Source organism: Serratia sp. PGPR-27 (assembly GCF_022678525.1).
GTDB classification, from domain to species: domain Bacteria; phylum Pseudomonadota; class Gammaproteobacteria; order Enterobacterales; family Enterobacteriaceae; genus Serratia; species Serratia nematodiphila.
The window spans coordinates 24,462-44,504 of the sequence record NZ_JALBYS010000005.1 but is presented as its reverse complement, the minus strand read 5'-3'; the positions used below and the strand labels follow the sequence as shown (position 1 = coordinate 44,504).

Genomic DNA, 20,043 nt, shown 5'->3' with positions numbered 1-20,043 from the left:
GCAGTATGGGATGGCATTTGCGGAAGTAATAGTGAACAATTTGAGAAAACTGTTCCGGATTTCTGCCCATGCGCCTGGTTCACCGCCTCAGCCAATATCAACGCCTGTATCAACAGCTCGGCAGCGCGCCGGTCGCCGTGACCATCGGCGAGCTGGCGGCGATGTTCTACTGCAGCGAACGCCATGCCCGCACGCTGGTGCAGCAGCTGCAGGATCAGGGCTGGCTGAGCTGGCATTCGCAGCCCGGCCGCGGTAAGCGCGCTCGCCTGCACTGCCTGAAAACCCCGGATGAACTGCGCGCGCAGCTACTTCAACAGCTGCTGCAACAGGGCAATCATCAGGGGGCGCTGGAGATGGCGCAGCTCGATCCGCAGCACCTGCAGGATCTGCTCAGCCCGCACCTCGGCGGGCAATGGCAGGCCGGCAGCCCGACGCTGCGCATTCCCTATTACCGCACGCTGGAAGCGCTCGACCCGCTCACGTTGACCGGCCGCGCCGAACAACATCTGGTGTCGACCCTGCACGCCGGACTGACGCGCCTGATGACCGGTAACCCGGAACCGCAGCCCGATCTGGCGCACCATTGGCAGATTAGCGATCGCGGCCTGCGCTGGCGCTTCTTTCTGCGCAGCCAGCTGCGCTGGCACAACGGCGAACCGTTGACCGGCCACCAACTGCTGCAAACGCTGGAAAAACTGCAGCGCCATCCGCGCAGCCAACCCAGCCTGGCCAACGTCGCGCGCATCAGCCTGCCGCATCCGTTGTGCATTCAGTTCGATCTACACCTGCCGGACTACTGGCTGGCCCACCGTCTGGCGGAGCTGCCTTGCCTGATGACTCACCCGGAGCTGCCGGCCATCGGCGCCGGCCCGTTCAAGCTGACACTGAATGAGCCGCAACTGGTGCGGCTGGAACAGCACGCCGGTTATCATCTGCAGCATCCGTATCTGGATACCATCGAATACTGGATCACCCCCGATTTACCTACCGCCGGCACCTACACCAGTTGCCAGCATCCGGTGCGCATCACCATAGGCCAGCAAGACGATTTAGCGCAGGCCCGGCCGGTGCAGCGCAGCATGAGCCTGGGCTGGTGTTATCTGGCGCTGAACCTGCGCCACGGCGTGCTGAACGAAGCACAGGGGCAAAAGCTGCTGATGCTGATCCAGCAGTCCGGCCTGCTGAGCCATCTGCCGATCCCCAACAGTGTGATCACCCCCAGCCATGAAATGCTGCCCGGCTGGCGCATCCCCCGCCAACAGGTCGAAGAGGATGTCGCCCTGCCCGCCCGGCTGACGCTGCTGTATCGGCCGCCGGTCGAGCTGGAAACGGTGACGGCCGCGCTACAGCGGTTGCTCGCGCAGCACGGCTGCGAGCTGGAAGTGCGTTACTATGCCGGCAAGCGCTGGCAAAGCGAGGAGCAGATCGCCCAGGCCGATCTGCTGCTGGCGGACAACCTGATCGGCGAAGCGCCGGAGGCGACGCTGGAGAGCTGGCTGCGGCAGGATACGCTGTGGCGCGGCATCCTGACGGAAAGCCGCTGGCAGCAGCAACAGGATACGCTGCGGCAGATCCAGCAGCTGCAGGCGCAGCAACCGCGTTTCGCACGGCTGCAGGCCTATTATCAAAAGCTGATGGCCGCCGCCATCATCACGCCGCTGTTTCACTACCAGTATCAGATCAGCGCGCCGCCGCGCATGCATGGCGTCACGCTGACCGCCCACGGCTGGTTCGATTTTTGCCAGGCGTGGCTGCCGCCGCCGGTGGACGACGGAGCGGCCTGAACCGAACCGCCCTGCGTCTGACGGCCCTTTCTGCTACTATTGTCGCCGCAACGCAATTTTTATCCTGCCGCCCGAATGTGTATCGGGAGAGGCCAAAGCCCAAAAAGGTGATTTTATGAAGCGCGCGGTTGTCGTTTTCAGCGGTGGACAAGACTCCACGACCTGCTTAATACAGGCATTGCAACAGTATGACGAAGTTCACTGCGTCACGTTCGATTACGGCCAGCGCCATCGCGCCGAGATTGAAGTGGCTCAAGAGCTGTCGGTAGCCCTCGGCGCCAAGGCGCACAAGGTGCTGGACGTAACGCTGCTCAATGAGCTGGCCGTCAGCAGCCTGACGCGCGACAATATTCCGGTTCCCGCCTACGATCCCAACCAGAAAAATGCGCTGCCGAGCACCTTCGTGCCGGGCCGCAACATCCTGTTCCTGACGCTGGCGGCGATCTACGCCTACCAGGTCGAAGCGGAAGCGGTGATCACCGGCGTGTGTGAAACCGATTTCTCCGGCTACCCGGATTGCCGCGACGAGTTCGTTAAAGCGCTGAACAAGGCGGTGACGCTGGGCATCGCCCGCGATATCCGCTTCGAAACGCCGCTGATGTGGCTGAACAAGGCCGAGACCTGGGCACTGGCGGATTATTACCACCAGCTGGATCGCGTACGCCAGGATACGCTGACCTGCTACAACGGCATCAAGGGTGACGGCTGCGGCGAGTGCGCCGCCTGCAACCTGCGCGCCAATGGCCTGACGCAGTACCGGGCCAACCAGGCGGAAGTGATGGCGGCGTTGAAACAGAAAGCCGGCCTGGCCTGAGGGCAGTGACGGCGGCAGCCTATGCCGCCCGTGAGCTTACTGCGGATTCTCCTTCAGCGTGAGCGCCTCCAGGTGCTCGCGCAATTCTCCTTCGATCGGCAGCGCACGCTGCGTTTTCAGATCGACGCACACGAAAGTCAGCAGCGCGTCTGCCACCGGCGTCCCCGCCGGATCCTGCGTCACCTTTTGGCTCAGTACCCCGCTCTTGCCGTTGAGCTGCACCATCTGGCTGTCGATACGCAGCTTATCCCCCAATACCGCCGGGCTGCGGTAATTGATATTGATGTTCACCACGATGAAAGCGATGTTGTTTTCCGTCATCCAGCGGAACCCTGCCTCGTTTTCCAGCCACTCCCAGCGCGCCTCCTCCAGAAACTCCAGATAGCGGGCATTGTTAACGTGCTGGTAGACATCAAGGTGATAACCGCGAACTTTGATAAAGGTTTGCATAGGGAACGATCGCTCCTGCCTGGTGATTACAGAAAGAGGGAGCCGCGCTGGCTCCCTCGCCCGTTTGGTCAACGCGCCAAACTGGTAAGACCTGTAAAATGTAGCAGAGGAGTCACGGCCTCAGCGCCATTTTGCCACGCAGCCGCGACCGGGATCACATTTTCAGCCGGGTGCGGTTCTTCTCAAACAGCGCCGGCCCGATGCCCGGCACCTCCTGCAACTGCTCAACCTGGGTGAACGGCCCGTTCTGTTCGCGATAGCGCACGATGCCTTCCGCCTTCTTCAGGCCGACGCCGCTCAAGGCGGCGGCCAGTTGTTCGGCAGTGGCCTGATTGATGCTGACCGCCGCCTCTTCGGTTGCCTTGGTCATCACCGATTGTCCGCCATGGCTCGCCGGTGTTGAGAGCATCGGCGCCTCGTTTTTTTCCACCGCGGCGGCCGGCCCGGCCAGGCATAACAACAGCGCGGTCAGCGCGGCGTTAACGTGACGACGGTAACCGAAAAACGCTTTTTTCTCTGAATATTGCATGCTGTATCCTCCTTGTGTGTGACAGCACGGCTACCTTGCCGCGGCGGCGAATATTCAGCAATCGACGGATGTCAGATATGGAAAAGGCCGCGAAAGCGGCCTTTGTTTGTTGCACTGCGTTGCAGAAAAATGCGGCGATTACTGAGGCTGTTGCTCAGCGGCGCCCATTTTGATCTTGGCTTCTTTACGCAGGCTCGCCAGCAGCGAATCGAAGGAAACGCCGGTCGCGCCCTCTTCCATCTTGCCGACGAAGGTTTTCATTTCGTCTTCCGGCAGCGTGCCTGGCTTCACCGCATCAAGCGCAATCAGCACCACGTTGTCCTGACGATCCTGCGACATGCCGTACACCGGCTTGCCGTCCTGCGGGTGCGGCAGCGCGAACACGCTCTCCACCAGCTGGCTGTCTTCCGGCGCGCGCGCCATCTTCTGCACGGCGCCAAAGCTCAGGCCGGCGGCTTTCATCGCTTCGTCGCCCTTGCCCTGCTTCAGCTCAACCAGCAGCTTCTCGCCCTGCAGCTTCGCTGCCTGCAGCGCCTTGTTGCGTTTCACCAGTTCCGCCACGCGGTCTTTTACCTGGTCGAACGGTTCGATGCCTTCCGGCTTGTGGCCGCTCACGCGCACCACGAAAGCGCGGTCGCCGTCTACGGTGATCACGTCGGAGTTGCTGCCCGGCGCGCCGTTCTCGCCGATCAGCGAGCCGTCGAAGATCGCCTGCACCACCGGTTTGAAGTTCAGCGCGGCAGGGATGTTGTCGCGGGTGAACCAGTCGCTTTGCGCCGCTTTCACGCCGGCCGCTTCCTCAGCCGAGGCCAAAGATTCGTTGTCGCTGGTCGCCGCTTCGCTCACCTTCTGCTGCAGCGCGTAATAGGCGTCTACCGCTTTCTCCTGCTGCACCTGCTTGGCGATGGCGTCATGCACTTCGCTCAGCGGTTTCAGTTTCTCAGGTTCGATGTCGTTCAAACGCACGATCAGGTAGCCGACGGAGGATTTCACTACGCCAGACAGCTGCCCTTTCTCGGTCAGGTTAGCCTGCTTCAGCTCGTCGGCAGTGGTTTCCGGCTCCAGCCAACCCAGCTCGCCGCCGGTGCGGCGTGAGATGATGTCGGTGGATTTTTCTTTCGCCAGGGTGGCGAAATCGGCGCCCTTCTTCAGCTCGTCCAGCGCCGCGTTGGCTTCCGCCTCGGTTTTCAGCTGGATCACGCTGTAGTTTTTACGCTCCGGCTGGCCGTAGCTGCTCTTGTGCTGGTCGTAGTAAGCGTTGATGTCCTCTTCGCTCACTTTCACCTTGTCCTGCATGGACGCGGCGTCCAGCGGGATATAGCTCACCTTCACCTGCTCCGGGGCGATGAAGCTGTTCTTGTTCTGATCGTAATACGCCTTCAGTTCGTCGTCGCCGGCGCTCTGTTTCGCCTGCAGCGCTTTCAAATCGATGGTCGCCAGGCGCACGTCGCGCTCCTGCAGCACCAGCGCCGCCATGGCTTGCGATTCAGACGGCAGCACGAAACCGGACTCGCCGAAGGCCTGGATCACCTGCTGATTGACCAACTGCTGACGCATCGACTGCGCGAAGTTGTCGGCGGTGTAGCCCATGCGGCCAATCAGATCGAGATATTTGGCGTTATCGAACTGGCCGTTGGTCTGGAAGTAAGGCGCCTTGCGGATGGCGTCCTTGATCTGATCGTCGCTGACCGCCAGGCCCAGCTTCTTGGCATACTGGTCGAGCAGCATGTTGTCGATCAACTGGGACAACACCTGACGGCGCATCTGCTGCATGTAGCCTTCGTTGCCGGCCAGCGCAGAGAACTGGTCACCCAGCTGCTGCTGCATGCGGTTGCGCTCGCTTTGGAAAGCCTGTTCCAGCTGAGCGCGTTCGATCGTCTGACCATTTACTTTCGCAGCATAATCGCCGGAGCCGCCGATCAGGTAGTTACCCACCCCGGTCAGAACGAATGACAGGATGATCAGGGCCAGGATGATTTTGAGCACGACGTGATTGGCAGCCGCGCGTAAATTGTCCATCATAGTGTGACAACACTCCGCTGTGATGTGGATTAACAACCCTTGCGCAGGCGCGTTCCCTGCGACAAAAATAAAAAAAGCGCATCAGTCCGATGCGCCTTGTATCTTACCTTACCAGCACCGCTGCGTCAGGTGATTGTTTATTACAAAACCCTGTTACGCTAAACGGTTAGACGCTAAATCAGTTTACAGCGTCTTTCAGCGCTTTCCCTGCACGGAAGGCAGGTACTTTGGCTGCCGCGATCTTGATCTCTTTACCGGTTTGCGGGTTGCGGCCGGTACGGGCCGAACGTTCACGCACGGTAAAGGAACCGAAACCTACCAGAGCCACGTCATCCCCTGCTTTCAGGGAGTCGGTAACGGAAGCGATTACTGCGTCTAAAGCACGTCCCGCTGCCGCTTTGGAAATATCAGCACCTGCGGCAATCTTGTCGATCAGTTGTGACTTATTCACTCTATCATCCCCTCTAGAATTCTATCGTCGCACCGAAAAATCCCTACGGTTGCGACAGCGCAGCTGTTATATCAATCCCATCGAACCTTGGCAAGCCACCGACTGGGTGACAAAACGCGGGCCGACAGAGATCTAACTTAGCGGTACAAAAAAATACTGGCAAGTCCGAAATGGCTTGCCAGTATAAGTTTTATCAATGGTTTTTGCGATTCGTCACTATTTTGCCGCTACCGGCAGTGCGCCGAAGGCCGGGTTTTGCAACGCAATGTTCAAAACTTCATCGATTCGCTGCACCGGATGAATCTCCAGATCGGCGATAACATTGTCCGGAATCTCTTCCAGATCGCGCTTGTTCTCGTAAGGGATCAGCACGGTTTTGATGCCGCCGCGATGCGCCGCCAGCAGCTTCTCTTTCAGGCCGCCGATCGGCAACACCTGACCGCGCAGCGTGATCTCGCCGGTCATCGCCACATCGGCGCGTACCGGGTTGCCGGTCAGGCAGGAGACCAGCGCGGTGCACATCGCGATACCGGCGCTCGGGCCATCTTTCGGCGTCGCCCCTTCCGGCACGTGCACGTGGATGTCGCGTTTCTCGTAGAAATCGGCGTTGATGCCCAATTTCTCCGCGCGCGCGCGCACCACGGTCAGCGCCGCCTGAATCGATTCCTGCATCACTTCACCCAGAGAACCGGTGTAGGTCAGCTTGCCTTTGCCCGGCACGCAGGCGGTTTCGATGGTCAGCAAATCGCCGCCCACTTCCGTCCACGCCAGCCCGGTGACTTCCCCCACGCGGTTTTCGGTATCCGCACGGCCGTAATCGACGCGCTGCACGCCCAGGTAATCCTTCAGGTTGTCGCCGTTGATCTCGATATGCTTGCGCTTCTTGTCCATCAGCAGCGTTTTCACCGCTTTACGGCACAGTTTGGAGATTTCACGCTCCAGGCTGCGCACCCCGGCTTCGCGGGTATAGAAGCGAATAATGCCGATGATGGCGCTGTCGTCGACCGTCAACTCGCCTTTTTTCAGCGCATTGCGCTCGAGCTGCTTCGGCAGCAGATGCTGTTTGGCGATGTTGAGCTTCTCGTCCTCGGTATAACCCGACAGGCGGATCACTTCCATACGATCCAGCAGCGGCGCAGGAATGTTCATCGAGTTCGAGGTGGCGACGAACATCACGTCGGACAGATCGTAATCCACTTCCAGGTAGTGGTCGTTGAACGCCACGTTCTGTTCCGGATCCAGCACCTCCAGCAGAGCGGAGGCCGGATCGCCGCGCATGTCGGAAGACATCTTGTCGATCTCATCCAGCAGGAACAGCGGGTTCTTCACCCCAACCTTGGCCATCTTCTGGATCAGTTTGCCCGGCATCGATCCGATGTAGGTACGACGGTGACCGCGGATTTCCGCTTCGTCACGCACGCCGCCCAGCGCCATGCGCACGTACTGGCGACCGGTCGCCTTGGCGATCGACTGCCCCAGCGAGGTTTTACCCACGCCCGGCGGCCCCACCAGACACAGGATCGGCCCCTTAATTTTGCTGACGCGGCTCTGTACCGCGAGGTACTCGAGGATGCGATCTTTCACGCGCTCCAGGCCGTAGTGATCGGTATCGAGCACTTCCTGCGCCTTGTTCAGGTCTTTTTTCACCTTGCTGCGCGCATTCCACGGCACCTGCAGCATCCAGTCGATGTAGCCGCGCACCACGGTCGCTTCCGCCGACATCGGCGACATCATCTTCAGCTTTTGCAGTTCCGCTTCGGTTTTTTCGCGCGCCTCTTTCGGCATTTTCGCCGCATCGATCTTGCGCTTCAGCGCTTCGTGCTCGTCCGGCGCGTCGTCCATCTCGCCCAGTTCTTTCTGAATCGCCTTCATCTGCTCATTCAGATAGTACTCGCGCTGGCTCTTCTCCATCTGCTTCTTGACGCGGTTGCGGATGCGTTTCTCAACCTGCAGCAGGTCGATCTCCGACTCCATCATCGCCATCAGGTATTCCAGACGCTCGGTGATGTCGGACATCTCGAGCACCGACTGTTTGTCGCTGAGTTTCAGCGGCATGTGGGCGGCGATGGTGTCCGCCAGGCGCGCGGCGTCGTCGATGCTGTTGAGTGACGTCAGCACCTCCGGCGGGATTTTTTTGTTCAGTTTGATATAGCCTTCAAACTGATTGATCGCGGTGCGCACCAGCACTTCCTGCTCGCGCTCGTCGATAGCCGGCGACTCAAGGTATTCCGCCTGCGCGGCGAAATGCTCACCGCTGTCGGACAGCGTAGTGATGCGTGCGCGCTGCAGCCCCTCGACCAGCACTTTTACCGTGCCGTCCGGCAGCTTCAGCATCTGCAGGATCGACGCTACGGTGCCGACCGAGAACAAGTCGTTAATGCCAGGTTCATCCGTTGAGGCCTCTTTCTGTGCCACCAGCATGATCTTCTTATCGTGATCCATTGCGGCTTCGAGGCACCGAATCGATTTTTCCCGGCCAACAAATAACGGGATCACCATGTGCGGATAAACCACCACGTCGCGCAATGGCAAAACGGGGATTTCAATGCGTTCGGAACGCTCAGGGTTCATAGAGCTCTCTCTTAGTTTAATTTCCGCCAGGTTGAGGGGGAATCTCATGAGACGCAAGCATCTAACGTTTCATAAAATCTGGTTAATGAGTATATGGGGATGAATCTCTTACATTCAACGGCAAGAATGCAGGAAAAAGAAATGGGGGATGAAATCCCCCATTTTGCTGATAACGCGCTGGTTTAACTGGCTAATTATTCGCCAGACGCCTGGGCTTCAGGCTTGCCGTAAATCAGCAGCGGTTTGGATTGGCCGGCGATCACCGACTCGTCGATCACCACTTTGTCTACGCTGTCCATCGACGGCAGATCGTACATGGTGTCGAGCAGCGCGCTTTCCACGATGGAACGCAGGCCGCGGGCGCCGGTTTTGCGCGCCATGGCTTTCTTGGCGATGGCGTTCAGCGCTTCGTCGCGGAACTCCAGCTCCACGCCCTCCAGATTGAACAGCGCCTGATACTGCTTGGTCAGGGCGTTCTTCGGCTCTTTCAGGATCTGAATCAGCGCGTCCTCGCTCAGCTCGCTCAGGGTCGCCACCACCGGCAGACGGCCGATGAACTCAGGGATCAGACCAAACTTGATCAAATCTTCCGGTTCGGCCTGCAGCAGCAGTTCGCCTTCGGTGGCCTTCTCGGACTCGCCCTTGACGGTCGCGCCGAAGCCGATGCCGGAGCCGGTGTTGACGCGTTGACCGATCACCTTATCCAGGCCGGCAAATGCGCCGCCGCAGATAAACAGGATCTTGGAAGTATCGACCTGCAGGAATTCCTGTTGCGGATGCTTGCGCCCGCCCTGCGGCGGAACCGCGGCGATGGTGCCTTCAATCAGCTTCAGCAGCGCCTGCTGCACGCCTTCACCCGAGACGTCACGCGTGATCGACGGGTTGTCGGACTTACGGGAAATCTTATCGATTTCATCGATATAAACGATGCCGCGCTGCGCTTTCTGCACGTCATAGTCACATTTTTGCAACAGCTTCTGGATAATATTTTCCACGTCCTCGCCCACGTAACCGGCTTCGGTCAGCGTGGTGGCGTCGGCCATGGTGAACGGCACGTCCAGGAAGCGCGCCAGCGTTTCCGCCAGCAGCGTCTTGCCGCTGCCGGTCGGGCCGATCAGCAAGATGTTGCTCTTGCCCAACTCGATACCGTTGCTGGTATCGCCGTTGCGCAGGCGTTTGTAGTGGTTGTACACCGCAACCGCCAGCACTTTCTTCGCCTGCTCCTGGCCGATGACGTAGTCATCCAGGTGGTGGCGAATTTCGTGTGGCGTCGGCAGCGCACTGCGCTCACGATGCGGGGCAACTTCTTTAATCTCTTCGCGAATAATGTCGTTACACAGATCGACACATTCATCGCAGATATACACTGACGGCCCGGCAATCAGCTTACGCACTTCATGCTGGCTTTTGCCGCAAAAAGAGCAGTACAGCAGCTTTCCTGAACCGTCTTTGCGCTTATCTGTCATCAGTCAAACCTCTTCTTTAGTCTTGTCCCGCAGGAAAATCACGGCGGCAGTGCGCCCAAACTCATATCGGGAACGCCGAGGGGCCGCAACAGAACGAGCCCCTGCCCACTCTGATTACTATAGTCCATCGGCGCCGCGTGGTTCTAGCTGCGGTGTGTCAGAATGCCGTCAACCAGGCCGTATTCCACGGCTTCTTCCGCGGTCATAAAGCGATCGCGCTCGGTATCGCGCTCGATCTGCTCCAGCGGCTGGCCGGTATGCTCGGCCATCAGTTCGTTCATGCGCGCTTTCACCTTGAGGATTTCACGCGCGTGGATTTCGATGTCCGTCGCCTGGCCCTGGTAGCCGCCCAGCGGCTGGTGAATCATCACGCGCGAGTTCGGCAAGCAGAAACGTTTGCCTTTGGCGCCCGCGGTCAGCAGGAAGGAGCCCATCGAGCACGCCTGGCCCATACAGATGGTGCTGACGTCCGGCTTGATGAACTTCATGGTGTCGTAAATCGACATGCCCGCGGTAATTACCCCACCCGGCGAGTTGATGTAGAGGTAAATGTCTTTTTCCGGGCTTTCCGCTTCGAGGAACAGCATTTGCGCCACGATCAGGTTGGCCATGTGATCTTCCACCTGGCCGGTCAGGAAAATGATGCGCTCTTTCAGCAGGCGGGAATAAATGTCGTAAGAACGCTCCCCGCGTGAAGTCTGCTCTACCACCATCGGCACCAGCGCCATGTTCGGTGCAAATTGATCTCGTTCGCCACTGTATGACATTACCGTCTCCTAATAGAAATTGCCTTGGCGGCCAGGGTGTCACCCTAATACGCCGATTCTACTTGAGAACGGCCATGATGACTATGCTCAAGCATTCGACCCGCGCCGCACGTACCCGACGGTTGTTTTATCCCGCGCACTTTGGCAAACAGCCCCAGAATTATTCTTTACAGATGGGGGGAGCCCGGCGCGATTTCAAGCCCAGAGGCCGATTTTCTCCGCGCGCCGGAAACGATGCCGTTATTCTGACCTTTATCATGCCAGCCAGTTCCCCAGGCAACAGGGTAAATATAGTGCATATTATCCCGCTTAACCTGAGATTAATCAGCAACGTGGCAAAAAGAAAAGCCCGCAACCTGAGGTTGCGGGCTTTTTCATCGTGCGCCGGTTCGCCAGGCGAAACCGGGGGCGCCGTTCATCGCGCCCGGCACGCCGGCATTACGCCTGTTGAGTCTGGTTCATCAGCTCGCTGAAGGTAGTGGCTTTTTCAGTCACTTTCGCTTTCGCCAGCAGGGCTTCAACCGCTTGCTCTTCCAGAGCCACGTTGCGCATGTTGTTCATCAGCTCTTTGTTTTTGCTGTAGAACTCGATGACTTCGCTCGGATCTTCGTAGGCGGAGGCCATTTCTTCGATCAGCGTCTTCACGCGGTCTTCGTCAGCTTTCAGATCGTTGGTGCTGATCACTTCACCCAGCAGCAGGCCAACCACTACGCGGCGTTTCGCTTGCTCTTCGAACAGTTCACGTGGCAGTTCCAGCGCTTGCTTCTCGTTGCCGCCGAAACGCTGTGCAGCCTGACGACGCAGCACGTCGATTTCGCCGTCGATCAGGGCAGCAGGCACGTCGATTTCGTTCGCGCTCACCAGGCCTTCGATCGCCTGAGACTTGATGCGGTTACGCACGGCGCCTTTCAGCTCGCGCTCCATGTTCTTGCGAACCTCGGTGCGCAGGCCGGCAACGGAACCGTCCGCCACGCCGAAACGCTTGATGAACTCTTCGGTCAGTTCCGGCAGCTCGCGCTCTTCAACTTTCTTCAGCACGATAGCGAATTTGGCCGCTTTGCCCTTCAGGTTTTCCGCATGGTAGTCTTCCGGGAAGTTCACGTCGATGGAGAACTCTTCGCCCGCTTTGTGACCGACCAGGCCTTCTTCGAAGCCTGGGATCATGCGGCCCTGGCCCATTGCCAGCACGAAGTCGGACGCTTTGCCGCCTTCGAACTCTTCACCGTCGATAGAACCGGTGAAGTCAACGGTCACGCGATCTTCAGCTTCCGCCGCGCGATCGGTTTCTTTCCAGGTGGCCTGCTGCTTGCGCAGGGTATCCAGCATCGCGTCGACGTCTTCGTCGTTCACTTCAACTACGGGTTTTTCGACTTCGATGTTTTCCAGGCCTTTCAGCTCAACTTCTGGATACACTTCGAATTCAACGGCGAAAGTGAAGTCTTCACCTTCTTTGTACTCGCCCGGCACGTAGTTTGGTGCGCCGGCCGGATTAATCTTTTCTTTGATGATCGCGTCAACGAAGCTGCGCTGCATCGCTTCGCCCAGCACGTCCTGACGAACAGAGGCGCCGTAACGCTGTTCCACGATGTTCATCGGCACTTTGCCTTTGCGGAAGCCGTCGATACGCACGCTTTTCGCTGCGTTGATCAGCTCTTTCTTCACCGCCTGCTTGATAGTATCAGCCGGTACAGTAATAGAGAGACGGCGCCCAAGGCCTTGAGTGGTTTCTACTGAAACTTGCATCTTGTTACCTCAAAAAAATCACAGTGCTCGGTCAACTCCGTTCCAAGAACCAGGACGGCTACAGATAAGAACCGAGTTCCCTGATGACAGAAGCGTCCCGAAACCATTCCGGAAAAATAAGACGCGACATTATAGCGGCGCATGCGTGGCGAGTCGAGGAAAGCTAGGCGGCGCAGGCGCGCTAAAACTCACACTTTTGCCGATTCGATCGCCCAAAGGCCGCCAAAACAGACCGAACGTTGGCCACATTGCGCGTCGGCCGTGTCGTCGTCAAAAACAGAAACGGCCCGCAGGCCGTTTCAAAATTCGTCAGTAGTAATACCCTAATTCAAGGGCAAAGTTCCACTGATACCTGAAAATTTCCCCCTCAGGCCAGCGTGCCGGCGCCGCGGCACGGCGGCGAGGCCGGCACGGTATCCTGCAGACCTTCCCACTCTTTGAGCGTATAGGTGTGCAGCGCCAGCGCGTGTACGCCGTCCGCCAGCTCCTCCGACAATACGCCGTAGATGGAGCGGTGGCGCGTCAAAAAACGTTCGCCGACGAAGCGATCGCTGACCAATACCACTTTGAAATGGCTTTCTGAACCCGCCGGAACGTTATGACGATAGCTTTCATCAACGACTTCCAGATACGCGGGCTCAAACGCCGCCCTTAACTTTGCTTCTATTTGCTCGCGAATCATAGGATCTCCTTACAACACCGGCAGAGGACCGTGCCCATCTAGTTCAATATTAGCCGGTTTTCCCCCGTTTAGACCATCGCCGGGACAAATTTCTCTTTTCTGCGGTCAAATGATGAGCGCCATCCCCGCCGCTTGGGGGATTATCCGATTGAGCGGGCCAAAAAAGCGTGTTTTTATCAACGGCAGGTAAAAATTTGTCACTCAGGCGCCTTCCGCGCTTCCACCGCACGGCGGCGATGCTATGATGTCGGCAATTTGTTGTCGGCTATCCCGCTCTGATTATTGCTAAATCCATCGAGAATGAGACAGAAAACATGTTAAAGAAACTTTGTCTTCCTTTGCTGGCCGCCCTGCTGCTGGCCGGCTGCGCGACCAGCAGCAACACCCTGAACGTCACGCCGAAAATCGTTCTGCCGCAGCAGGATCCTACCCTGCAGGGCATCACTGTCAGCATCAACGGCGCGGATCAGCGCACCGACCAGGCGCTGGCCAAGGTGAACCGCGACGGCCAGTTGGTCACGCTGACGCCATCGCGCGATCTGCGTTTCCTGCTGCAGGAAGTGCTGGAGAAACAGATGGGCGCACGCGGCTACATGATCGGTGCCGACGGCCCGGTGGCGCTGCAAATCGTCGTCAATAACCTGTACGCGGACGTCGCCGAAGGTAACCTGCGCTACAACATCACCACCAAAGCCGACATCTCGATCATCGCCCAGGCGAAGAACGGCAACAAGCAGGTGAAGAATTACCGCTCGACCTATAACGTGCAGGGCGCCTTTACGGCGACCAACGAGAAGATCACCGACGCCGTCAACTCCGTGCTGGGCGACGTGATCGCCGACATGGCTCAGGACACCAGCGTCAACGATTTCATCAAGCAAAACGCGCGCTAATCGGCGCGCCTGGCGCCGCCCGGCGGATCGGGCGGCGCAGACAGGGAACTCATGTCGAAACACTATCTGAACATCTTCACCCAGCGTAACTCCGCCATTCTGCTGCTGCTGGGCTTCGCGTCGGGTCTGCCGCTGGCATTGACCTCCGGCACGCTGCAAGCCTGGATGACCGTCGAAAATATCGATCTGAAAACCATCGGCATCTTCTCGCTGGTAGGCCAGGCCTACGTCTTCAAATTCCTCTGGTCGCCGTTCATGGACCGCTATACCCCGCCGTTTCTCGGGCGGCGGCGCGGTTGGCTGCTGATCAGCCAGCTGTTGCTGGTGGCGGCGATTGTGGCGATGGGCTTTATGCAGCCCGCGCAGCACCTGTGGTGGCTGGCGGCGTTGGCGGTGCTGGTGGCGTTCTGCTCCGCCTCGCAAGATATCGTGTTCGACGCCTATAAAACCGATCTGCTGAAAGCCGAAGAACGCGGCACGGGCGCGGCGATCTCGGTGCTGGGTTATCGGCTGGCGATGCTGGTTTCCGGCGGCCTGGCGCTGTGGCTGGCGGATCGCTATTTCGGCTGGCAAGCCACCTACTGGCTGATGGCCGGATTGATGCTGATCGGCGTGGCCGCCACGCTGTTGGCGCCGGAGCCGGACGAAAGCATCCCGGCGCCGCGCACCATGGAACAGGCGGTCGTCGCGCCGCTGCGCGATTTCTTCGGCCGCAACAACGCCTGGCTGATCCTGCTGCTGATCGTGATGTACAAAATGGGCGACGCCTTCGCCGGAAGCCTGAGTACCACCTTCCTGATCCGCGGCGTGGGGTTCGACGCCGGTGAAGTCGGGCTGGTGAACAAAACCCTCGGCCTGTTCGCGACCATCGTCGGCGCCCTGTTCGGCGGCGTGCTGATGCAGCGTCTCAGCCTGTTCCGCGCGCTGATGCTGTTCGGCGTCCTGCAGGCGGTCTCCAATCTCGGGTATTGGATCCTGGCGGTGACCGACAAGAGCCTGCTCACCATGGGCAGCGCCATCTTCCTCGAAAATCTGTGTGGCGGCATGGGCACCGCGGCCTTCGTGGCGCTGCTGATGACGCTGTGCAACCGGTCGTTCTCCGCCACCCAGTTCGCGCTGCTGTCGGCGTTGTCCGCCGTAGGGCGCGTCTATGTCGGCCCGATCGCCGGCTGGTTCGTTGAAGCCCACGGTTGGCCGTTGTTCTACCTGTTCTCTATCGCCGCTGCCCTGCCCGGCTTGCTGCTGCTCGGTATCTGTCGTCAGACGTTGGAGCACACCCAGCAGCATGGCAATTTTATGCCGCGCACCGAGTTTTCAGAATCTTACCGTTGGGCGCTGCGCTTGCTGACGCTAGGCTGTTCGCTGTTGGGCCTGTGGTTGCTGTTGCTTATCGCCAATGCGCTGGATTGGACGCAGGCCCCACAGTTGGCCGATCGGCTGCTGCAGGTCGGCGCCGCGCTGAGCCTGCTCGGCGTCGCCATGGGCAGTACTTTGGATTACCTCGCCCTGCGCCGCACCCGTTTGGCATAATCTGAACGGCCGGTGATTTCGCCGGCCGAAAAAAAAGCGATCCGGGGGAATATTTATTTCGGTAAAAAAAGATAATCGGCGCGGAAATTATTTTTTTATCCGACTGCCGCACTCGGAAATAAAATTAAATTCACCTTTAAGACACAATTATTTTACATTAAATAAACCTTTTCTGCGTATTTCCCCGCCGCGCATTTCTTCGCCAAATTCATCATACCTTTAGTTTTCCTTAACATACGGGCTGCTCGTCACGATTCAGCGTGCCAACGCGTTGTTGTCATTGGTAAATTGTCACGCAGGGTTACATCTGTGACCCCCTTAACAGAAAGTGTCAACAAGCCGCTGACACTCCCTTAAGCATGTTTACAGTACTGCAACCTTCCCGTAAAATGCCCGCACACATGAAACGACAATTGAGCCTTTGTTATTGAGGTCGTTAGATGAGACTTAAGAAATACAATAAAAGTATTGGGATGCTGTCATTAATCGCAGGCACTGTATTGCTCAGTGGCTGCGATATGGTTTTGATGAATCCCAAAGGAGCAATTGGTGTTGAGCAACGGACACTGATTATCACTGCAATCGCGTTGATGTTGATCGTAGTGGTGCCAGTTATCTTCATGGCGTTCGCCTTTGCCTGGAAGTATCGCGCTTCCAACAAAGACGCCAAGTACAGTCCGAACTGGGCCCACTCCAACAAGATCGAAGCGGTCGTCTGGACCATTCCTATCATTATCATCGCCATCCTTGGCACCATTACCTGGAAGACCACCCACGAACTCGATCCGTTCAAGCCGATTGTCACTGACAAGAAGCCGATGACGATCGAAGTGGTGTCGCTCGACTGGAAATGGCTGTTCATCTACCCGGAACAAGGCATTGCGACCGTTAATGAGCTGGCTTTCCCGAAAGATGTTCCAGTCGAATTCAAGATCACCTCTAACTCGGTAATGAACTCGTTCTTTATCCCGCAGTTGGGTGGACAGATTTATGCGATGGCCGGCATGCAGACCAAACTGCACCTGATCGGCAACGAAGCCGGTGCCTACAAAGGCATCTCCAGCAGCTACAGCGGCGCAGGCTTCTCCGGTATGAAATTCACCGCGATCGTTACCCCGACCGAAGGCGACTTCGATCAGTGGGTGGCCAAGGTGAAGGCATCGTCTAAAAACCTGAACACCACCGACGACTTTAACAAACTGGCAGAGCCGAGTGAAAACAACCCGGTTGAGTACTTTGCCGCTGTCAAACCGAATTTGTTCAAAGAAACAATTGCCAAATTCATGGGCGACATGGATATGCACAAGGGCGCTGGCGCGCACGAAGGCATGGACATGAGCCAAGGTATGGACATGGGTGAACATGCTGCTCACGCCGGAGCCGAGGAATAACTGATGTTGGGAAAATTAACACTTGATGCGGTTCCGTACCACGAACCGATCATCATGGTCACCGTAGCCGCAATTATTGTCGGGGGCCTGGCAGTGCTGGCGCTGCTGACGTATTTCGGTAAATGGAAGTGGCTGTGGAGCGAATGGCTGACTTCGGTCGACCATAAAAAAATTGGTATCATGTACATCATCGTGGCGATGGTCATGCTGCTGCGCGGCTTTGCCGACGCCATCATGATGCGTAGCCAGCAGGCGTTGGCGTCCGCCGGCGAAGCCGGGTTCCTGCCGCCGCACCACTACGACCAGATCTTCACCGCGCACGGCGTCATCATGATCTTCTTCATGGCGATGCCTTTCGTGGTTGGCCTGATGAACGTTGTGGTGCCGCTGCAAATCGGTGCGCGCGACGTCGCCTTCCCGTTCCTGAACTCCCTGAGCTTCTGGTTCTTCGTGGTGGGTGTGGTGCTGATCAACATCTCCCTGGGGGTCGGTGAGTTCGCTCAGACCGGTTGGCTGGCGTATCCGCCGCTGTCGGGTAAAGAGTACAGTCCTGGCGTCGGGGTCGATTACTGGATCTGGAGTCTGCAGATTTCCGGTCTGGGTACCCTGCTGACCGGCGTGAACTTCTTCGCCACCATTCTGAAGATGCGTGCCCCTGGCATGCCTATGATGAAGATGCCGGTGTTCACCTGGGCGGCGCTGTGCACCAACGTCCTGATCATCGTTTCTTTCCCAATTCTGACCGTCACCATCGCGCTGCTGACCCTGGATCGCTATCTGGGCACCCATTTCTTCACCAATGATATGGGCGGCAACATGATGATGTACATCAACCTGATTTGGGCCTGGGGTCACCCAGAGGTGTACATTCTGGTTCTGCCGGTGTTCGGCGTATTCTCCGAAGTCACCGCGACCTTCTCCAGAAAACGCCTGTTCGGCTATACCTCACTGGTATGGGCAACCATCGCGATCACCGTTCTGTCGTTCATCGTCTGGCTGCACCACTTCTTCACCATGGGGTCCGGCGCGAACGTTAACGCCTTCTTCGGTATCGCCACCATGATCATTTCCATCCCGACCGGGGTGAAAATCTTCAACTGGCTGTTCACCATGTATCAGGGCCGCATCAAGCTCAACTCCGCAATGCTGTGGACCGTTGGCTTCATCATCACCTTCTCCGTGGGTGGTATGACCGGCGTTCTGCTGGCGGTGCCGGGCGCGAACTTCGTGCTGCACAACAGCCTGTTCCTGATCGCACACTTCCACAACGTCATCATCGGCGGCGTGGTGTTCGGTTGCTTCGCGGGCCTGACCTACTGGTTCCCGAAATCCTTCGGCTTCACGCTGAACGAAAAATGGGGCATCCGCGCGTTCTGGTTCTGGATCATCGGCTTCTTCACCGCCTTCATGCCGCTGTACGCATTGGGCTTTATGGGCATGACCCGTCGTATCAGCCAGAACATCAACCCTGAGTTCCACCCTCTGCTGCTGGTTGCAGCCGGCGGTGCGGCGTTGATCGCCTGCGGCATCCTGTGCCAGCTGACCCAGATCTTCGTCAGTATCCGTGACCGCGAACAAAACCGCGATCTGACCGGTGACCCATGGGGTGCTCGTACTCTGGAGTGGTCAACCTCGTCTCCACCGCCGTTCTATAACTTTGCCGTAGTGCCGCAGATTCATGACCGCGATGAATTCTGGGACATGAAAGAAAAAGGCGAAGCTTATAAGAAACCGGCTAAATACGAACCGATTCATATGCCTAAGAACACCGGCGCCGGCGTTATCATCGCCTTCTTCAGCCTGGTATTCGGTTTCGCAATGATTTGGGAAATCTGGTGGATGGCTCTGGCCGGCTTCATCGGTATGATCGTTGTCTGGATCGGCAAGAGCTTCGATCACGATGTTGACTACTATGTGCAGGTTGATGAAATCGAGCGCATTGAGAACCAACACTACGAACAAATCCGTAAAGCAGGCGTGAACCATGTCAACTGAAACTCTGACCAATCATAACGCAGCCCATGCAGAGCATGGGCACCACGACGCGGGAGAGACCAAAGTCTTCGGATTCTGGATCTACCTGATGAGCGACTGTATTTTGTTTGCGAGCTTGTTCGCGACTTATGCAGTCCTGGTGAACGGGACCGCTGGCGGTCCCTCAGGCAAAGACATCTTCGACCTGAAGTTTGTCCTGGTCGAAACTTTCCTGCTGTTGTTCAGCTCCATCACCTACGGCATGGCGATGATCGCCATGAACAAGGGTAAAGTTGGCGGTGTAAACACCTGGTTGTTCCTGACCTTCCTGTTTGGTCTGGGCTTCGTGGCGATGGAAATCTATGAATTCCATCACCTGATCGCCGAAGGCTTCGGGCCGGATCGCAGCGCGTTCCTGTCCAGCTTCTTCGCGCTGGTCGGCACCCACGGTCTGCACGTGACTTCCGGCCTGATTTGGATCATCGTGCTGATGATTCAGGTGAGCAAGTTCGGCCTGACCGCGACCAACAAAACCCGTCTGATGTGCCTGAGCCTGTTCTGGCACTTCCTGGACGTGGTCTGGATCTGCGTATTTACCGTTGTCTACCTGCTGGGGGTTATGTAATGAGCCATTCATCCCATGAAACCTCTCACGGCGGCGCAAGCCACGGCAGCGTGAAGTCATACCTGATCGGCTTTATCCTGTCGATCATCCTGACGGTAATTCCATTTGCGATGGTAATGAACGGCACTGCCTCTCATTCAACCATCCTGGCGGTTGTTGTCGGTATGGCGGTTATCCAGGTGATTGTTCACCTGGTTTACTTCCTGCACATGAACACCTCATCGGAAGAGCGCTGGAACCTGGTGGCATTGCTGTTCACCGCTATGATCATCGGTATCGTTGTTGTAGGTTCACTCTGGATTATGTACAACCTCAACATCAATATGATGGTCGATTAAGAGCTGAGCTGCA

General features: G+C 57.7%; 17 protein-coding genes. 8 read left to right on the top strand and 9 right to left on the bottom strand.

The features are described 5' to 3' along the window. Positions 1-68: 68 nt before the first annotated feature. Together MMS95_RS04335 and queC are read left to right on the top strand one after the other, a co-directional pair. Entirely contained in the window at positions 69-1,784 is a 1,716-nt protein-coding gene (locus tag MMS95_RS04335) for an SgrR family transcriptional regulator (RefSeq protein WP_033633999.1), read from the top strand. A gap of 115 nt (positions 1,785-1,899) precedes the next feature. Next, positions 1,900-2,598 (top strand): 7-cyano-7-deazaguanine synthase QueC, encoded by a 699-nt coding sequence (gene queC, locus MMS95_RS04330; protein WP_004940343.1) that lies wholly within the window; start codon positions 1,900-1,902, stop codon positions 2,596-2,598. Positions 2,599-2,634: 36 nt separating this feature from the next. Here the strand turns inward: queC and MMS95_RS04325 are convergent, their stop codons facing one another. The 9 genes from MMS95_RS04325 to bolA form a co-directional block, all read right to left on the bottom strand. Next, positions 2,635-3,048, bottom strand: a complete 414-nt coding sequence (locus MMS95_RS04325; protein ID WP_025301769.1) for a thioesterase family protein — start codon at positions 3,046-3,048, stop codon at positions 2,635-2,637. Positions 3,049-3,202: 154 nt separating this feature from the next. Continuing rightward, a complete protein-coding gene (locus tag MMS95_RS04320; RefSeq protein WP_004940345.1) occupies positions 3,203-3,577 on the bottom strand; it encodes a ComEA family DNA-binding protein in 375 nt (124 codons plus the stop codon). A gap of 138 nt (positions 3,578-3,715) precedes the next feature. Further along, the gene (ppiD, locus tag MMS95_RS04315; protein ID WP_242141413.1) at positions 3,716-5,599 is read right to left on the bottom strand and encodes a peptidylprolyl isomerase; all 1,884 of its coding nucleotides are present in this window, start codon (positions 5,597-5,599) and stop codon (positions 3,716-3,718) included. Between the two features lie 178 nt (positions 5,600-5,777). Continuing rightward, positions 5,778-6,050, bottom strand: a complete 273-nt coding sequence (gene hupB, locus MMS95_RS04310) for a nucleoid-associated protein HU-beta (RefSeq protein WP_004940351.1) — start codon at positions 6,048-6,050, stop codon at positions 5,778-5,780. A gap of 216 nt (positions 6,051-6,266) precedes the next feature. Further along, positions 6,267-8,621, bottom strand: a complete 2,355-nt coding sequence (lon, locus tag MMS95_RS04305; RefSeq protein WP_004940352.1) for an endopeptidase La — start codon at positions 8,619-8,621, stop codon at positions 6,267-6,269. Between the two features lie 194 nt (positions 8,622-8,815). Further along, the gene (clpX, locus tag MMS95_RS04300; RefSeq protein ID WP_242141412.1) at positions 8,816-10,087 is read right to left on the bottom strand and encodes an ATP-dependent protease ATP-binding subunit ClpX; all 1,272 of its coding nucleotides are present in this window, start codon (positions 10,085-10,087) and stop codon (positions 8,816-8,818) included. 143 nt (positions 10,088-10,230) lie between these two features. After that, entirely contained in the window at positions 10,231-10,854 is a 624-nt protein-coding gene (clpP, locus tag MMS95_RS04295; RefSeq protein ID WP_004940356.1) for an ATP-dependent Clp endopeptidase proteolytic subunit ClpP, read from the bottom strand. Between the two features lie 438 nt (positions 10,855-11,292). Further along, positions 11,293-12,597, bottom strand: coding sequence for a trigger factor (tig, locus tag MMS95_RS04290; RefSeq protein ID WP_031300019.1), 1,305 nt, complete (start codon positions 12,595-12,597; stop codon positions 11,293-11,295). 367 nt (positions 12,598-12,964) lie between these two features. Beyond that, positions 12,965-13,279, bottom strand: coding sequence for a transcriptional regulator BolA (gene bolA / locus MMS95_RS04285; RefSeq protein WP_004940361.1), 315 nt, complete (start codon positions 13,277-13,279; stop codon positions 12,965-12,967). A gap of 314 nt (positions 13,280-13,593) precedes the next feature. On the opposite strand from bolA, the gene MMS95_RS04280 reads away from it, so the two are divergent. From MMS95_RS04280 to MMS95_RS04255, 6 genes are all read left to right on the top strand, one after another. After that, positions 13,594-14,172 carry a lipoprotein gene (locus tag MMS95_RS04280; protein ID WP_004940363.1) on the top strand — a complete coding sequence of 193 codons (579 nt, stop codon included), beginning with the start codon at positions 13,594-13,596 and terminating at the stop codon, positions 14,170-14,172. 51 nt (positions 14,173-14,223) lie between these two features. After that, the gene (ampG, locus tag MMS95_RS04275) at positions 14,224-15,702 is read left to right on the top strand and encodes a muropeptide MFS transporter AmpG (RefSeq protein WP_004940364.1); all 1,479 of its coding nucleotides are present in this window, start codon (positions 14,224-14,226) and stop codon (positions 15,700-15,702) included. A 440-nt stretch (positions 15,703-16,142) separates the two neighbouring features. Then, the gene (cyoA, locus tag MMS95_RS04270) at positions 16,143-17,093 is read left to right on the top strand and encodes a cytochrome o ubiquinol oxidase subunit II (protein ID WP_004940365.1); all 951 of its coding nucleotides are present in this window, start codon (positions 16,143-16,145) and stop codon (positions 17,091-17,093) included. A 3-nt stretch (positions 17,094-17,096) separates the two neighbouring features. Further along, the gene (gene cyoB, locus MMS95_RS04265; RefSeq protein ID WP_004940366.1) at positions 17,097-19,088 is read left to right on the top strand and encodes a cytochrome o ubiquinol oxidase subunit I; all 1,992 of its coding nucleotides are present in this window, start codon (positions 17,097-17,099) and stop codon (positions 19,086-19,088) included. Then, positions 19,078-19,692 carry a cytochrome o ubiquinol oxidase subunit III gene (locus MMS95_RS04260; RefSeq protein ID WP_004940367.1) on the top strand — a complete coding sequence of 205 codons (615 nt, stop codon included), beginning with the start codon at positions 19,078-19,080 and terminating at the stop codon, positions 19,690-19,692. The genes cyoB and MMS95_RS04260 overlap by 11 nt, the downstream gene beginning before the upstream one ends. Continuing rightward, positions 19,692-20,030 carry a cytochrome o ubiquinol oxidase subunit IV gene (locus MMS95_RS04255; protein WP_004940369.1) on the top strand — a complete coding sequence of 113 codons (339 nt, stop codon included), beginning with the start codon at positions 19,692-19,694 and terminating at the stop codon, positions 20,028-20,030. Before MMS95_RS04260 ends, MMS95_RS04255 begins: the two co-directional genes overlap by 1 nt. Positions 20,031-20,043: the final 13 nt, after the last annotated feature.

Excerpts from the sequence above, each read along its gene's own strand:
- MMS95_RS04335 (WP_033633999.1), top strand. The coding sequence starts at position 69 with ATGCGCCTGGTTCACCGCCTCAGCCAATATCAACGCCTGTATCAACAG.
- queC (WP_004940343.1), top strand. The coding sequence starts at position 1,900 with ATGAAGCGCGCGGTTGTCGTTTTCAGCGGTGGACAAGACTCCACGACC.
- MMS95_RS04325 (WP_025301769.1), bottom strand. The coding sequence starts at position 3,048 with ATGCAAACCTTTATCAAAGTTCGCGGTTATCACCTTGATGTCTACCAG.
- MMS95_RS04320 (WP_004940345.1), bottom strand. The coding sequence starts at position 3,577 with ATGCAATATTCAGAGAAAAAAGCGTTTTTCGGTTACCGTCGTCACGTT.
- ppiD (WP_242141413.1), bottom strand. The coding sequence starts at position 5,599 with ATGATGGACAATTTACGCGCGGCTGCCAATCACGTCGTGCTCAAAATC.
- lon (WP_004940352.1), bottom strand. The coding sequence starts at position 8,621 with ATGAACCCTGAGCGTTCCGAACGCATTGAAATCCCCGTTTTGCCATTG.
- clpX (WP_242141412.1), bottom strand. The coding sequence starts at position 10,087 with ATGACAGATAAGCGCAAAGACGGTTCAGGAAAGCTGCTGTACTGCTCT.
- clpP (WP_004940356.1), bottom strand. The coding sequence starts at position 10,854 with ATGTCATACAGTGGCGAACGAGATCAATTTGCACCGAACATGGCGCTG.
- tig (WP_031300019.1), bottom strand. The coding sequence starts at position 12,597 with ATGCAAGTTTCAGTAGAAACCACTCAAGGCCTTGGGCGCCGTCTCTCT.
- bolA (WP_004940361.1), bottom strand. The coding sequence starts at position 13,279 with ATGATTCGCGAGCAAATAGAAGCAAAGTTAAGGGCGGCGTTTGAGCCC.
- MMS95_RS04280 (WP_004940363.1), top strand. The coding sequence starts at position 13,594 with ATGTTAAAGAAACTTTGTCTTCCTTTGCTGGCCGCCCTGCTGCTGGCC.
- ampG (WP_004940364.1), top strand. The coding sequence starts at position 14,224 with ATGTCGAAACACTATCTGAACATCTTCACCCAGCGTAACTCCGCCATT.
- cyoA (WP_004940365.1), top strand. The coding sequence starts at position 16,143 with ATGAGACTTAAGAAATACAATAAAAGTATTGGGATGCTGTCATTAATC.
- cyoB (WP_004940366.1), top strand. The coding sequence starts at position 17,097 with ATGTTGGGAAAATTAACACTTGATGCGGTTCCGTACCACGAACCGATC.
- MMS95_RS04260 (WP_004940367.1), top strand. The coding sequence starts at position 19,078 with ATGTCAACTGAAACTCTGACCAATCATAACGCAGCCCATGCAGAGCAT.
- MMS95_RS04255 (WP_004940369.1), top strand. The coding sequence starts at position 19,692 with ATGAGCCATTCATCCCATGAAACCTCTCACGGCGGCGCAAGCCACGGC.